At 60.4% G+C, this 15,448-nt stretch carries 8 protein-coding genes; 4 read left to right on the top strand and 4 right to left on the bottom strand.

Annotated elements, in window-relative coordinates; all coding sequences use genetic code 11:
* Positions 1 to 238: 238 nt before the first annotated feature.
* The 3 genes from AB1Z34_RS04275 to AB1Z34_RS04285 all read right to left on the bottom strand — a co-directional run bounded on the left by AB1Z34_RS04275 (position 239) and on the right by AB1Z34_RS04285 (position 6,123).
* On the bottom strand, positions 239 to 2,854 hold the full coding sequence (locus AB1Z34_RS04275; RefSeq protein ID WP_070604907.1) for a glycoside hydrolase family 65 protein: 2,616 nt from the start codon (positions 2,852 to 2,854) through the stop codon (positions 239 to 241).
* Positions 2,855 to 2,869: 15 nt separating this feature from the next.
* Positions 2,870 to 3,643 carry an HAD family phosphatase gene (locus tag AB1Z34_RS04280; RefSeq protein ID WP_179078196.1) on the bottom strand — a complete coding sequence of 258 codons (774 nt, stop codon included), beginning with the start codon at positions 3,641 to 3,643 and terminating at the stop codon, positions 2,870 to 2,872.
* Positions 3,644 to 3,912: 269 nt separating this feature from the next.
* The gene (locus AB1Z34_RS04285; protein ID WP_048732321.1) at positions 3,913 to 6,123 is read right to left on the bottom strand and encodes a malate synthase G; all 2,211 of its coding nucleotides are present in this window, start codon (positions 6,121 to 6,123) and stop codon (positions 3,913 to 3,915) included.
* Between the two features lie 1,016 nt (positions 6,124 to 7,139).
* On the opposite strand from AB1Z34_RS04285, the gene aceA reads away from it, so the two are divergent.
* Positions 7,140 to 8,432: an isocitrate lyase gene (aceA, locus tag AB1Z34_RS04290; RefSeq protein ID WP_016421960.1), complete on the top strand. Its 1,293-nt coding sequence runs from the start codon at positions 7,140 to 7,142 to the stop codon at positions 8,430 to 8,432.
* Between the two features lie 214 nt (positions 8,433 to 8,646).
* On the top strand, positions 8,647 to 10,071 hold the full coding sequence (ramB, locus tag AB1Z34_RS04295) for an acetate metabolism transcriptional regulator RamB (RefSeq protein WP_070566583.1): 1,425 nt from the start codon (positions 8,647 to 8,649) through the stop codon (positions 10,069 to 10,071).
* Positions 10,072 to 10,315: 244 nt separating this feature from the next.
* Here ramB and lpdA read toward each other — a convergent pair whose 3' ends face one another.
* Positions 10,316 to 11,731: a dihydrolipoyl dehydrogenase gene (gene lpdA, locus AB1Z34_RS04300; protein ID WP_049189521.1), complete on the bottom strand. Its 1,416-nt coding sequence runs from the start codon at positions 11,729 to 11,731 to the stop codon at positions 10,316 to 10,318.
* A gap of 82 nt (positions 11,732 to 11,813) precedes the next feature.
* On the opposite strand from lpdA, the gene AB1Z34_RS04305 reads away from it, so the two are divergent.
* Both AB1Z34_RS04305 and AB1Z34_RS04310 read left to right on the top strand, forming a co-directional pair.
* Positions 11,814 to 13,964, top strand: a complete 2,151-nt coding sequence (locus AB1Z34_RS04305; RefSeq protein WP_367157956.1) for a prolyl oligopeptidase family protein — start codon at positions 11,814 to 11,816, stop codon at positions 13,962 to 13,964.
* A 10-nt stretch (positions 13,965 to 13,974) separates the two neighbouring features.
* Entirely contained in the window at positions 13,975 to 15,435 is a 1,461-nt protein-coding gene (locus AB1Z34_RS04310; RefSeq protein ID WP_367157957.1) for a M1 family metallopeptidase, read from the top strand.
* Positions 15,436 to 15,448: the final 13 nt, after the last annotated feature.

Genomic DNA, 15,448 nt, shown 5'->3' on the forward strand with positions numbered 1-15,448 from the left:
CGCCCCTACCCCGACTTTTGCCGATTTTTTACCTGCCCAAACCAGCTAATAACGCAACATAAATAGCACGAAAATAAAAAAACCGCCCACTTTTCTCAGGTGGACGGTTTTAATACTCAATAATTATGTTGCGAAATTCTTTATTTTTACCCCTGCCGAATTCCCCAAAGAACCCAAACAGCCACCCCCAACAGGCAATCCCCCCCCATTGGCACCGTGTACGGCCGAAGCCGTCCGACTAATCCTCGCTCTGATCCGAGTTCGCCATCACCACGGTCAACGGCTCCGGGCCAATGATCACCTCATGGCCTGCGACCATAATCGGCCCAACCTGGTGGTCTCCCTCCTCCAGGACGACTTCCACCGTGCGGCCGCGCACCGTCACTCGGATACGACAACCACGAATAGTGACTCGGTACGTCAGACCACTCCAGTCCTCCGGCAGACGCGGGTCAATACTGTAGCGGCCGTCATGATCGCGGAAACCACCGAAGCCATAGACCAGGGACTGCCACACACCACCGGCAGATGCCACGTGGACACCATCGGCAGCGTTGCCATGCAAGTTCGCCAGGTCCACATAGAGTCCGCGGAGGAAGAAATCCATTGCCTGCTCCTGCAAGCCCAACTCGGCCGCAACAATGGACTGCACAACGGCGGACAGCGAGGAATCACCAGTGGTGAGCGGATCGTAATACATGTAGTCTGCGCGCTTTTGTTCCGTCGTAAAGCGATTGCCCATGAGGAACAGTGCGAGGACGACGTCCGCCTGCTTAATGACCTGGTGACGGTAAATCGTCAGCGGGTGGTAATGCAGCAGCAGCGGGCGCAGCGGGCCAACTTCGGGATCGTCGAGATTCCAGCGCTTACGCAGCAGGAACTGGTCATCCTGAGGGTGAATGCCGAGCTTCTCATCGAACGGGATGTACATCGCCTCAGCGGCCTGCTCCCACTCTTCAACCTCGCGCTCAGTGAGGTCGAAGCGGTTGGTCAGTTCGCGATAGGCAGCAGGGCGATCACGCTTCATCTGCTTGACGACGTCCGCAGCAACCCGCAGGTTATACTGCGCCATCACGTTGGTGTACAGGTTGTTGTTCACCACCGTGTTGTACTCATCTGGACCGGTGACGCTGTGAATTTGGAACTCTCGCTGCTCGGCATCAAAGAATCCCAACGACATCCAAAACCTGGCCGTGCCGAGCAACAGATCCGTGCCCTCCTTGAGCAGGAACTCCTCATCGCCGGAGGCATAGACGTACTTCATCATCGCGTACACGATGTCCGCATCGATGTGGTACTGCGCCGTGCCGGCCTCAAAGTAGGCCGAGGACTCCTGACCATTGATAGTGCGCCACGGGAAGAGGGCACCGTCGTGCGCCAGTTCGTCGGCACGCGCCCACGCGGCTTCGAGCATGTCCCAGCGGAAGCGCATGGCATTGCGCGAAAACTGCGGCGACGTATAGGTAAGGAATGGGGTCACGTAGATTTCCGTGTCCCAGAAGTAGTGGCCACCGTAGCCGGTGCCGGTCATTCCCTTGGCCGGGACACCTTGGAATTCGGCGCGCGCGGCGGCCTGGATAATCTGCCAAATGTTCCAGCGCACTGCCTGCTGAATCTCCGGCTGATTGTAAATGACCACGTCAGAGCGCTCCCAGAAGCGCTCGAGCCACTCTTCCTGGTTCTCCATCAGCCCCAGCATGCCGATGCGACCGACGCGGTTCAGGGTGCGTTCACAGCGGAATGCCAGCTCTTCGGCACGCACCTTGCGGGAGGAGTGGTACGCGACCAGCTTCTCCAGGCGTATGACAGTGCCGACTGGCGCATCCAGGTTGAACAGGGAGCTGGCCACATCCGGCTCGGTCGACTGCGAAATCTCTACGAACGGCTCCGTGCCGTCGGGAGTGCGGACAGTAAAGGTGTGGTCCATGGAGGTAGCCACGGTCATACCGGAGTTCGCGCAGCGGTAGCCCAGCGTCGAGCGCTGCCCGTGCGCCGATTCCGACTGAAATGCCGGAATGAGAACGCGGTCTTCCAGCGCCTCGGCGCGACGGGGATCCAGTTCGGTGCCCTGTGCCTTAGCGGCATCGTGGTATTCGTCCTCGCCGTCCTGGCGGTTGAGGATCTGCGAGTTAATCATCACCGCAGCATCCGCATCCAGCAGCTCGACTTCCAGACTCATCGCGGCGACATGCTTTTCCTGGAAAGACACCATGCGCTCAGAGGTGACGCGAACGCGCTTGCCACCCGGGGTGCGCCAAATGAACCGACGACGCAGCACACCCTCGCGGAAATCCAGGCTACGTTCGTAGTCGCTGACCTCAGCATTGCCGAGACGCAGGGGCTCATCGTCAATGTAGAGACGCATTGCCTTGGCGTCCGGAGCATTGGCAATCGTCTGCCCCTGACGGGCTAGGCCGTAGGCGTCCTCGGCGTGCCTAATCGGCCAGGTCTCATGCAGACCGTTGATATAAGTGCCGTGCTCACTGGAGTCACGGCCCTCCGGCGGGTTGCCACGCATGCCGATGTACCCGTTCGACAGCGCAAACAGCGTCTCGCCCAAACCGAGCGGGAGGCCGTTCGGCTTCGTCTCAATCAGACGCCACTCATCGACCGGAGTGATGTCTCGGTCCATGAGTCCCTCGGCATTTACAAGGTGGTGGTGCTTATCCGCACGATCCGCCGGGAAGTTACGACGCTGCTTACGACGAACTGGGGACACCGTCTCCTCCTGTTTTTCAGCCTCTGCGGTCTCCGCGTCGTGACCCTGCCCCTGCGGAATCACACGCTCGGTCTCGTCGACTGCTGCCGTGGTCGAATCGTTGGCCATGATGCCTTCCGGTTTTGTCTCAGCCATTTGTCACGAGCCAGCCTAGACGAGTGCCGCCAAGTCACTGACCACAACGTCGGCGCCCGCTCGGCGCAGCGCTTCCGCACCAGCACCGCGGTCAACACCAATGACCAGACCAAATGCGCCGGCTGCACCCGCTTGCACACCACTGATGGCATCCTCGACCACCACAGCATCGCGCGGCGCCACCCCCAGATTCTTCGCCGCGTACACGAAAGTATCGGCGGCTGGCTTACCCGGCAGGTTGTTCTCATGCGCCACCACGCCGTCAACAATCTCCACGAACCGCTCACGCAGCCCAGCGGCCGTCAGCACCGGCACCGCGTTCTTCGACGAGCTAACCACCGCCAACTGCGGTTTTTCGCTTGCCGACGAGTCCCCCGCGCCCTGTAACTCGTCGAGCAGCGCAACCGACCCCGGGTAGGCCTCAATTCCCCTCTCGACTCGCGCCAAGAAGTCATCATTTTTGCGCTTCCCGAGTCCGACAATCGTCTCGTCTTTCGCTGTGTCCTCATCGCTACCGTGCGGCAGCGAAATGCCGCGAGATTCCAGGATTGCTGCGATGCCCTCATCGCGGCGGCGGCCATCGAGGTAGGTGAAGTAGTCCTCCTCTGTGTAGGCCGAGACACCCTTGTGCTCGAAGTAGTCACTAAACATGTCCGCCCACGCCTGCTCGTGCACATCGGCGGTAGGGGTAATCACTCCGTCGAGGTCAAAGAGGATTGCGCCCGCGCTATGGAGGAATTCTTTGGCCTTAGCGAGGTTGGTAGCACTGTCGGTCGTGGAATTAGTCATGGGGGGTCGCAGCTCCTTGGACGTTGCAGACTGCATATTCTCAATTAACTTCCCAATCAACGCTAGCAACGTTGCCCCTGCCCCGCTTGCGAACCCGGGTATCTCGAATCTGAGAATCATGGTGCGATTCCAACCCGAGCACCCAATGCGAGTGCTCCCGGCACAAGCTCGCCCTGCACGAAAAACAAAACTGCCGGCGCGCATGCGCGCCGGCAGTTTGGGTATCTATTTTGTTATTTCAGGCTCGGCAGCCGCAGCCCGACCAAGAATTAATCCTGGTCGATGCCCTCGCGCTTCTTGAACTCCAGGCGACGGCGGTGCAGGATCGGCTCGGTGTAACCGGACGGCTGGTTCACACCATCGAGGATGAGCTCCTTGGCAGCCTGGAAACCAATGGACTTGTCGAAGTCCGGAGCCATCGGCAGGTATGCCTCATCGCCCTCGTTCTGGCGGTCAACGACCTCGGCCATGCGCTCCAGCGAATCGATGATCTGCTCCTCGGTGACAACACCGTGCAGCAGCCAGTTAGCCAGAGTCTGGGAGGAAATACGCAGGGTAGCGCGGTCCTCCATCAGGTCAACATCGTTGATGTCCGGCACCTTGGAGCAGCCAACACCCTGCTCAACCCAGCGGATAACGTAGCCCAGGATGGACTGGCAGTTGTTATCCAGCTCGTTGGCCTTGTCCTCATCGGACCAGTCAGCGCCCGGCTCGCCAGCCTTAGCTGCCGCTACCGGGATGGTGAGCAGATCACCGAAGGTGTCGCGGCGACCGTCGGTAAGCAGCTTGTCCTGAACGCCGAAGACGTCAACCTCGTGGTAGTGGGTAGCGTGCAGGACACCACCGGTCGGGGACGGAACCCACGCGGTGGAAGCACCCTGCTTCGGCTGACCGATCTTCTGCTCCAGCAGCTCGGCCATCTGCTCGGTCATGGCCCACATGCCCTTACCAATCTGAGCCTTGCCCTGCAGGCCGTGTGCCAGACCGGAGTCGACGTTGTTGTCCTCGTAAGCCAGCATCCATGGAGCGGTCTTCTGGACAGCCTTGCGGAACATCGGACCAGCCTGGATGGAGGTGTGGATCTCATCACCAGTGCGGTCCATGAAGCCGGTGTTAATGAAGACGACACGCTCGGAAACAGCCTTGATGGCGGCGTCCAGGTTGACGGAGGTACGACGCTCCTCGTCCATCAGGCCGACCTTCAGGGTGTTGTGCGGAAGACCCAGCAGCTTCTCAACGTCTGCGAACAGCTCGTTGGTGAATGCAGCCTCATCCGGGCCGTGCTGCTTCGGCTTCACGATGTAGATCGAACCGGTACGGGAGTTCTTACGTGCGTTGTCCTGGTCCAGGCCCGGGATTGCACACACAGCGGTGACGACGGCATCCATGATGCCCTCGAAAATCTCCTCGCCGTCGCGGTCGAGGATGGCCGGGTTCTGCATCAGGTGGCCGACGTTACGGACCAGGTTCAGGGAACGACCGTGCAGGGTGACCTCGGAACCGTCAAGAGCGGTGTAGGTGCGGTCGTCGTTGATGGTACGGGACAGCTTCTTGCCGCCACGGGTGAACTCGACTGCGAGGTCACCGACGTTCAGGCCCAGCCAGTTGGTGTAACCCAGGGTCTTGTCTGCAGCGTCAACTGCGGCGACAGAGTCCTCGAGGTCCATGATGTTGGTGACAGCGGCTTCCAGGATGATGTCCTTGACGCCAGCCTTGTCGGTCTTGCCAACCGGGGACTCCGGGTCAATCAGCAGCTGGATGTGCAGACCGTTGTGCTTGAAGTAAATGGACTCCGGCGCGTCCTTATCACCGGTGTAGCCGACCAGGGTCTCCGGCTCGCGCAGACCGGAGGTAGCGCCACCTTCCAGGGTTGCCTGCAGGTGACCGTCGACGATGTCGTAAGAGGTGACGTCCGCGTGGGAACCGTCAACCAGCGGCAGAGCCTTGTCCAGGAAGTTACGACCCCATGCGATAACGCGGTCACCGCGGACCTTGTTGTAGCCCGGGGTGTCCTTCTCCGCACCGCCATCTTCAGGAATAGCGTTGGTGCCGTACAGCGCGTCGTAAAGCGAGCCCCAGCGTGCGTTCGCAGCGTTGATGGCGAAACGGGCGTTGAGAACCGGCACAACCAGCTGCGGGCCAGCGGTGGAAGTGATCTCGGTGTCGACGTTAGCGGTAGTGACCTGGAAGTCACCCGGGTTGTCAACGAGGTAGCCAATTTCCTTCAGGAATGCGACGTACTCATCCTGATTCTGCTCGCCCGGGTGTTCCTTGTACCAAGCGTCGAGCTTTTCCTGCAGCTCATCGCGCTTGGCCAGCAGCTCGCGGTTGCGCGGAGTGTACTTAGCGACAATGTCACCGAAGCCGTTCCAGAACGCGTCCTTGTCCTCAATGCCGGCGGCGGGGAGTGCGGTGTCATTAACGAAGTCGTAAAGAACCTTCGCGACCTGCATTCCACCTGCCGAAATACGCTGTGCCATTGCTCTCCTCAAAACTATTGATTGCAATTTGCCCATCCAGCCATGGCCACGTCAACGGCTCACACTGGATGCGTTGTTCCCCTACTGTATGTGATTCGGCGCACTTATGAACCGTCTTTTTCCATAACCGCCAACCGCCAGCCCGGTATAGCGCCGCTCACATTTGCCATTTCATTCGCTTTACGACGAGCACCCTGCGAACAGACCCCACCCCTCCCCAATGACCATTCGGGCATTCAATCCTGACGCCACAACCAGTCCTCCCCCACCCGCATTGACTGCAGCATCCCCGGCACTCTTTCCTCCAGCCACAGAACACCACACACAATGGGAAAGTGTCGCGCCTCACAGACATTTACTATTGCGACCTGCGTATCAACGGCCAGCGACCAATCACGTCGCTACAGCCTCCGCCTTCAAACCAGACCATAAAAGCGAGATGACAACCGAGACCCTGGCCACTACCCAGGGATGCTCCGGCGGGGTACTGACGGTGTAACGGCAGTGTATTTAGAAGCCCGTTTCCACCTTTACGGCCGTAATTTCGGGGGTAGCGAAACACCCCCTAAACTCCAAACACTGTTAACGGCCAGCTTTGATAAATACCAAAATATAAATCACCCCAAAGCGGGGGGAACATTATTCGCGAGCCCGCCATAGGGAAATAACAGTACAAATGTACCGGCCGGTCACAGGCGAAAATTGTTAAAGCCAAGCTACACATCACAATGTTTGCAATCTTCACAAGTGTTATCCGTATTACATACTTGAATTCACATCGGAAGCTGCTTGACGAACGTAGCGCTATGCCCCAAAATGTGAGACATGGCACGCGGAAGCGGACATTGTTTTTGTTCGCGTGTTTGCGTGCAGGGGTACAGCACTTTGCTAGCGCCCCCTGCATTCACGTGACACCGCGGTCACTATCGGGTCAGCCTGTAGATCGGTTCTGTCGGAATTGTTCTTAAGTCAGCACCCGGAGTTCAAAAAGCAAGCAAAAGGAAGTGACTCCGTTTATGTCTAACGTTGGTAAGGCACGTACCGCCGCCGAAATCCAGAAGGATTGGGACGAGAACCCGCGCTGGGAAGGTATCACCCGCGACTACACCGCTGAGCAGGTTGCTGAGCTCCAGGGCTCCGTCGTCGAGGAGAACACCCTCGCTCGCCGCGGCGCTGAGATCCTGTGGGAAGGCGTCAACGTTAAGGACGACTCCTACATCAACGCTCTGGGCGCACTGACCGGTAACATGGCCGTTCAGCAGGCTCGCGCTGGCCTGAAGGCTGTCTACCTCTCCGGTTGGCAGGTTGCTGGTGACGCTAACCTCTCCGGCCACACCTACCCGGACCAGTCCCTGTACCCGGCCAACTCCGTGCCGAACGTCGTTCGCCGCATCAACAACGCTCTGCTCCGCGCAGACGAGATCGCTCGTATCGAGGGCGACGACTCCGTCGACAACTGGCTGCTGCCGATCGTCGCTGACGGTGAGGCTGGCTTCGGTGGCGCTCTGAACGTCTACGAGCTGCAGAAGGCTATGATCAACGCTGGTGCCGCTGGTACCCACTGGGAGGACCAGCTCGCTTCTGAGAAGAAGTGTGGTCACCTGGGCGGCAAGGTCCTGATCCCGACCCAGCAGCACATCCGCACCCTGACCTCTGCTCGCCTGGCTGCTGACGTCTCCAACACCCCGACCGTCATCATCGCCCGCACCGACGCTGAGGCCGCTACCCTCATCACCTCCGATGTTGATGAGCGCGACCAGAAGTTCATCACCGGTGACCGCACCTCCGAGGGCTTCTACCACGTCCAGAACGGCCTGGAGCCGTGCATCGAGCGTGCAAAGTCCTACGCTCCGTACGCTGACATGATCTGGATGGAGACCGGTACTCCGGACCTCGAGCTGGCTAAGAAGTTCGCTGAGGGCGTCAAGGCTGAGTACCCGGACCAGCTCCTGGCTTACAACTGCTCCCCGTCCTTCAACTGGTCCGCTCACCTCGAGAAGGACGAGATCGCCAAGTTCCAGAACGAGCTGGGCAAGATGGGCTTCAAGTTCCAGTTCATCACCCTGGCTGGCTTCCACGCCCTGAACTACGGCATGTTCGACCTGGCTTACGGCTACGCTCGCGAGCAGATGTCCGCATTCGTCGACCTGCAGAACCGCGAGTTCGAGGCTGCCGAGAAGCGCGGCTTCACCGCTGTCAAGCACCAGCGCGAGGTTGGCGCTGGCTACTTCGACCGCATCGCCACCACCGTCGACCCGAACTCCTCCACCACCGCCCTGAAGGGCTCCACCGAGGAGGGTCAGTTCTAAGTCACTCGGCTTAGGGCTTAGGTCAAGGGCCTAACTTCAACACCCAGCGAGGGTTGCACTTGCAGCCCTCGCTGGGTGTTTTTGTGTGTTCATCGACATGTCGACTCCGGGCCGTCGTGAAGCGTGCCTGAGAACCTCAGCACCTACACACGCAAGCAAAGGTTGCAACGGTTTTCTACACAAGTTCAGCAAAGCCCGCGATATGCTGGGCAGTATGTCGAAAACCTATGTCGGATCCCGCCTCCGCCAGCTACGCCGCGAGCGCGACCTCAGCCAGGCTGCGCTCGCGCAGGCGTTGGGCCTCTCGGCTAGTTACGTCAACCAGATTGAGCACGACGTCCGCCCGCTGACTGTGCCCGTGCTGCTCCGTATCACGGACACATTCGGCGTTGACGCGACTTTCTTCTCCCGCGATGACGACTCCCGTCTCCTCGCTGAGGTTCAGGACGTGGTGATGGACAAGGAGATCGCTAAGTCCCCCATGGATCTGCAGGAGATCTCGGAAATGGTTCGCGACCACCCTGATATCGCCCGCATCATGGTGGACATCCACCGCCGCTACCGCAACGTCACCGACAAGCTCTCCCTGGCCACCGAGGAGCGCAACTTCGGCAACAGCACCGACACCGCCTCCGGCTCACAGGCGCTGACCATGCCACATGAGGAGGTCCGCGACTACTTCTACGCCCGCCAGAACTACATCGCTTCGGTCGACACCGCCGCTGAGGAGCTGGCCCGCGAGCTGCGCATCACCGACGAGACCACCGATGTGGTCTCTGTGCTGGCCGACAAGCTGTCCAACGACCATGGGATTCGGATTGCGCTGGAATCGTCGTTAGGCGATGTGCAGCACAGCCTTGATCGGCGGACGAAGACGCTCTACCTCGCGCGGCACCTCTCGCCGGGACAGCGGGCCTTCCGCATGGCCACGGAGCTGGGGTTTTTGGAGCAGGGCGAGACCATTTCCGAAGCCGTCGCGTCCGGGCATTTCATGTCGGAAGAGTCGCGGAAGCTGGCGCAGCGCGGAGTCGCGACGTACTACGCGGCGGCGCTGATTCTGCCGTATGAGTCGTTCCATGCGATGGCTGAGTCGAAGCGCTACGACATCGAGCTGTTGTCGCGCACTTACGGCGTCGGCTACGAGACCATCTGCCACCGATTGTCCACGATGCAACGCCCCAGCTTGCGCGGCATCCCGTGGACATTCGTGCGCGTCGACCGCGCGGGCAACATGTCCAAACGTCAATCCGCCACGGGCTTCCACTTCACGCATTCGGGCGGTACCTGCCCGTTGTGGAACGTCTACGAGACCTTCTCCTACCCCGGCAAGGTCATGCGGCAGGTCGCGCTCATGCCGGATGGTCGGCCGTACATGTGGATCTCGCGGACCGTGGAGCATCACGCGGCACGTTTCGGCAAGCCAGGTAAGGTTTTTGCCATCGGTTTGGGCTGCGAGGCCCGTCACGCTGAGCGCACCGTGTACGCCGATGGTCTCGATCTCGCGGACCTCGACGCCGCCACTCCAATCGGTGCCGGCTGCAGGGTCTGCTCCCGCGAGGCCTGTCCGCAGCGCGCGTTCCCGCCGATCCATCGCGATATCGACATCAACATGCACCGCTCCACCGTCTCGCCGTACTAGTTCGCTTTACGACGGGCGCAGGGCCGGCCTGTTTGCGGGGGCTTGGTTCGCGCAGGATGCCCCCCCCCCCCAAAAAAAAGGAAGACCCCAAAAAGAAAGTGCTTAAGTTTATGACACTTTCGCACCGATTTTCACGGTCAAACTGACATAAACTTAAGCACTAACTCGTATTTGCCTGAACCGGGACCAGCCCGGTGAGAGCCAGGACCAGCGAAAACTGGCCCCGGGGCAGAGCCACAACCTCTTACAGGTTGATCATCTTGCCCATAACGCCCTCAGCTGCTTCCTTCATGGCCTCGGACATGGTCGGGTGAATGTGGACAGCACGGCCGATTTCCTCAGTGGTCAGCTCGTACTTCTCGGCCAGAACCAGCTGCGGCATGAGCTCGGAAACGTTGGCGCCCACCATGTGACCACCCAGCAGCTCGCCGTATTCGGCATCTGCAATGAGCTTCACGAAACCAGCCGGCTCCGCCAGCCCCTGGGCCTTACCGTTTGCAGAGAACGGGAAGGTGGAGACCTTAATCTCGCGACCGTTCTCCTCTGCCCACTTCTTGGCCTGCGCCTCGGTCTTACCGAAGGAACCAACCTGCGGGTTACAGAAGGTTGCGCGCGGCATCATGTTGTAGTCCGGGATGGTCTCGGTCTCGTGTCCCGCCATGTGCTCAGCTGCGATAACGCCCTGTGCCTCAGCGACGTGTGCCAGCTGCAGCTTCATGGTGACGTCGCCGATGGCGTAGATGTTGTCGACGTTGGTGCGCATGTACTCGTCGATGACAATCTCGCCGCGCTCGCCCAGCTCAACACCGGCCTTGTCCAGGCCGATGCCCTCGGTGCGCGGTGCGAAGCCGATGGAGACCATAACGCGGTCGACGGTCAGAGTCTGCTCGTCGCCGCCATCCTTGGCCTCGACCTTGACCTCAACCGAGTCACCATTGTCCACGATGGAGGTGGTCTTGTGCCCGGTCATGAGCTTGACGCCCAGCTTCTTGTATTCCTTGGCAATAACCTTGGAGACGTCTGCGTCCTCGTTCGGCAGAACGTTGTCCATGAACTCGACGATGGTGACGTCCACGCCGTAGTTAGCCAAGACGTATGCGAACTCCATACCGATGGCGCCAGCGCCGACGATAACCATGGAGTCCGGCAGCTCGTCGGAGAGAATCTGCTCTTCGTAGGAAACGATGTTGCCGCCGACCTCAACGCCCGGCAGGGAACGGACGACAGAGCCGGTTGCAATAATCGCCTTGTCGAAGGTAATTTCCTTGCCCTTGTCATCGCCATCAGTGATGGCCATGGAGGTCGGGCCAGTGAATTCACCGAAACCGTTGATTTCGGTGATCTTGTTCTTCTTCATCAGGAAATGAACACCCTTGACGATGCCCGCGGACACCTTGCGCGAACGCGCGTGTGCGGCACCGAAGTCAAAGGAGACATCGCCGGAGATACCGAAGGTCTTAGCCTCATGGTTGAAAATGTGCGCCACCTCGGCGTTCTTCAACAGAGACTTGGATGGAATACAGCCAACGTTGAGGCAGACACCGCCCCAGTATTGCTTCTCCACCACAGCAGTCTTCAGCCCCAGCTGGGATGCACGGATTGCTGCGACGTATCCGCCAGGACCGCCGCCGAGTACTACAAGATCAAAATGTTCAGCCACGTGCACAAGTCTACGCACGACTTGTCTTTACTTCACGCGCGAGTCCCGGTTTTACCTACTGCGGTCGGCTACGGTGGTGGGCATGGGCACCGACACGGACACCGACTTGGGCAACAATCCCTCCTTCCTCTCCACTGATCTTGTCCCCGATTGGCTGGACGATATCGACGGCTCCCAGGCGCTGGCGTGGGCCCGCGCGCAGTCGAAGGCCACCGTCGCAGGTGTCGATTCGCTTGCCGACGACACCAGCGACCGCACCAACCTGGAACAACGCATCCTGGCTGCGCTCAACACCGATGCCCGGATCGCATACCCGGTGCGGCGCGGCGAGTACCTCTATAACTTCTGGCGGGATGCCGAGCATCCTCGGGGCCTGTGGCGGCGCACCTCGTTGCAGAGCTATCTGGCTGGCCAGGAGGATCCGCAGGCGACCGAGTGGGAAAATCTCATCGACCTCGATGCGCTGGCGAAAGCCGAGGGAGAAAACTGGGTCTGGAAGGGCACGGTGTGCCGTTATCCGGAGTATGACCGCGCGTTGATTCTGCTCTCTCGCGGCGGCGCCGATGCCACTGTGGTGCGGGAGTTTGACCTCGTCAACTGCACTTTTGTGGAGGATGAGCCGTTCTACCTCCCGGAGGCGAAGTCCGATGTCTGTTGGTTGGGCCGTGACGAGATTCTCGTTGGCAGTGACTTTGGTCCGGGGTCACTGACGGATTCGGGCTACCCGCGGCAGGTGCGGAGGTGGCGGCGCGGCACGCCGTCGTCAAGCGCGGACGTGATTTTCTCGGGCCACAGTGATGATGTGGCCGTGGGCGGCTGGTTCGATGCGACGGAGGGTTTCGAGCGGCTGTTTGTCGAGCGTGCGCATGATTTTTATAATTCGCAGCGGTTCGTGGCAGCGGAGCGTCCGGGCAAGTTGGCGGCGCAGCAGAATGGGGACTTTTCCCTGCAGATCCTGGAGGTACCGCAGGACTGCCGGACGAGTGTCCATAGGCAGTGGTTGGTGCTGATGCCGCGCACGGAGTTCAATGGCATTCCGGCTGGTGGCGTGGCCGTTGTGGAGCTCGAAAAGTGGCTGGCGGGCTCGCGTGAGGTGGAGGTGATTTTCACCCCTGATCCGCACACCTCGTTCCAGCAGCTGGCGTGGACGAAGAACTTCCTGGTGTTGACGCTGTTGGAGGATGTCGCGACGAAGTTGGTCGTGTTGCGGGAGGGCTCGTGGGAGCCGGTGGAGGCTTTCGGCGAGTTACCGGCACAGGCCACTGTGAGCGTGATTGATACGGCCTCTGAACGCGACGATGAAATCTGGTTGGTGTCGACCTCGGCAACGCAGCCGGCAACTCTCTGGTACGGGCAAGTCGGCAGCCCGCTCACGGAAGTGCGGCGCGCTCCGGCGCTCTTCGACAGTGAGGGGATGGAGACGCGGCAGCACTGGGCGACCTCGGCCGATGGCACGCGGATTCCGTATCGCATCACCGGCCGCTTCGACGCAGGCGCTAGTGCAGAGACAACCACAGCCACACCCACTCCGAACCCAGCCCCTACCCTCGTGCACGCCTACGGCGGTTTCGAGGTCTCACTGGTCCCGCAGTACTCGGCGATCCGTGGCCTGACCTGGCTCGAGCGGGGCGGATACTTCGTGGAGGCCAACCTGCGTGGCGGTGGCGAATTCGGCCCGACCTGGCACTCCTCGGTGGTCAAGACTGAGCGGATGAGGGTCTATGAGGATCATCAGGCCGTGCTGCGCGACCTGGTTGAACGTGGCTACTGCACGCGCGAGCAGCTGGGCGTGCGCGGTGGTTCCAACGGCGGGCTGCTGACCGCTGTCTGCCTCACCTCCTACCCGGAGTTAGTGGGAGCGGTGGTGTCCCAGGTGCCGCTGGCGGACATGATGCGCTATCACAAGCTGTCCGCGGGAGCCTCCTGGATGGCCGAGTATGGAAACCCGGACGACCCCACCGAGCGGTCTGCGATTGCGCAGTATTCTCCGGTACAGCGCGTCGTCAAGCGAGAGCAGCGCGCCTACCCGCCAGCGTTGATTACGACGTCTACCAGGGACGACCGCGTCCACCCGGCACATGCGAGGAGCCTGGCGTGGCTGCTGGAGGAAGCGGGACAGCCGGTGGATTATCACGAAAATACCGAAGGAGGCCACGCCGGTGCGGCGGATAATTCGCAGGTCGCGTTCGTCGAGGCACTCATATCTACGTGGCTGTGGAACAAGCTCAAGTAAGGTAACAGCCGTGAGTAGCGCTGATTTCACTAATCCTTATACCGGTATTGCGTTCAACCTGGGTTTCCGGGTGAACAAATACGAGCTGGACCTCGATTATCGGGTCGGGCCGAATCGTCTGAAGGCGACGGCGACTCTGCATATCGAAATCAATGCTTGGACCTCACACATCACGCTCGACTTTGCGGATGCGCTGGGGGCCGATTCGGTGGATGCGATTTCCGATTCGCAGGCACACTCAATCGATGTAAAGCGCTGGCGCCATTCGGGACGCAAGCTGCGCGTCACCTTTGACCGCGAGTTGGCTCCCGACGAGACGCTGCGGCTGATTGTCACTTACTCGGGCACGCCACGTCCGGTGCGCTCGAAGTGGGGCGAAATTGGCTGGGAGGAACTCGAAAACGGCGCGCTCGTGGCATCGCAGCCGGTGGGCGCGGCGTCGTGGTACCCCTGCGATGACGATCCCGAGGTCAAGGCGTTCTACGAGTTCACAATGGTCACCGACGCTCCCTACGAGGTCGTCGCACCAGGGCTTGCCGACGCTCCGGTGAACGTGGGCGGATCGCGCCGCCGCTGGCGGTTTATCACCGAGGAGCCCATGGCCTCCTACCTGGCCACCATCAATGTCGGCCAGTTTAAGAAGGTCGAGCTGCCGTGCCAGACCTCGACCGTAGTGGCCTGGGTGCCCTCTGAGTTGGTGGCCAATGCCCGCCATGACTTCCGAGATCAGGGCCGCATGCTCGATGAATTCGCCAAGCTCTTTGGCCCTTACCCCTTCCGCGCCTACCAGGTGGTCATTTGTGAAGACGACCTGGAGATCCCCATCGAGGCACAGGGTCTGTCCATCTTCGGAGCCAACCACGCCGACGGCAAGGACACATGGAATCGACTGATTGCCCACGAGTTGTCGCACCAGTGGTTCGGCAACAGTGTCGGCATTTCGCAGTGGCGCGATATCTGGCTCAACGAGGGTTTTGCCTGCTATTCCGAGTGGGTGTGGTCCGAGGTCAGCGGCGGTGCCAGCGCGGATGTGCACGCCCGCAAGCACTACCTGGACCTGCTTGAAGATGATCAGGACATCGTCATCGCCAACCCAGGGCCCAAGCTGATGTTCGACGACCGTCTGTACAAGCGCGGCGCGCTGACTGTGCACGCTCTGCGTCTGCTGCTGGGCGACGAGGTGTTCTTCGACCTGGTGCGCAAGTGGACCACCACCAACCGCCACAGTGTGGTCGATGCAGTGGACTTCCGCGCACTGGCCAACCGCGTATGCCGTGAGCGTGGCATCACCACCTCGCACCTGGATGTCATCTTTGACTCCTGGCTGTCACGCAGCTCCTTGCCGGACTTCCCCACTGATCCGACGCGCTCCCCTGCTGACCAGGGCATCGGCGATAATGGTGCTCCAATCGTGGATGAGGAACTGACCGCTCAGTTTGAAAAGCTCGGCTACTCCAAGGCCAAGGACTAGAGAGCTAAAGGCA

Source organism: Corynebacterium sp. 045007, from assembly GCF_040743205.1.
Classification (GTDB): domain Bacteria; phylum Actinomycetota; class Actinomycetes; order Mycobacteriales; family Mycobacteriaceae; genus Corynebacterium; species Corynebacterium jeikeium_D.

Coding starts and splice junctions, on each gene's coding strand:
- AB1Z34_RS04275 (WP_070604907.1), bottom strand. CDS start 2,854: ATGGCTGAGACAAAACCGGAAGGCATCATGGCCAACGATTCGACCACG.
- AB1Z34_RS04280 (WP_179078196.1), bottom strand. CDS start 3,643: ATGACTAATTCCACGACCGACAGTGCTACCAACCTCGCTAAGGCCAAA.
- AB1Z34_RS04285 (WP_048732321.1), bottom strand. CDS start 6,123: ATGGCACAGCGTATTTCGGCAGGTGGAATGCAGGTCGCGAAGGTTCTT.
- aceA (WP_016421960.1), top strand. CDS start 7,140: ATGTCTAACGTTGGTAAGGCACGTACCGCCGCCGAAATCCAGAAGGAT.
- ramB (WP_070566583.1), top strand. CDS start 8,647: ATGTCGAAAACCTATGTCGGATCCCGCCTCCGCCAGCTACGCCGCGAG.
- AB1Z34_RS04305 (WP_367157956.1), top strand. CDS start 11,814: ATGGGCACCGACACGGACACCGACTTGGGCAACAATCCCTCCTTCCTC.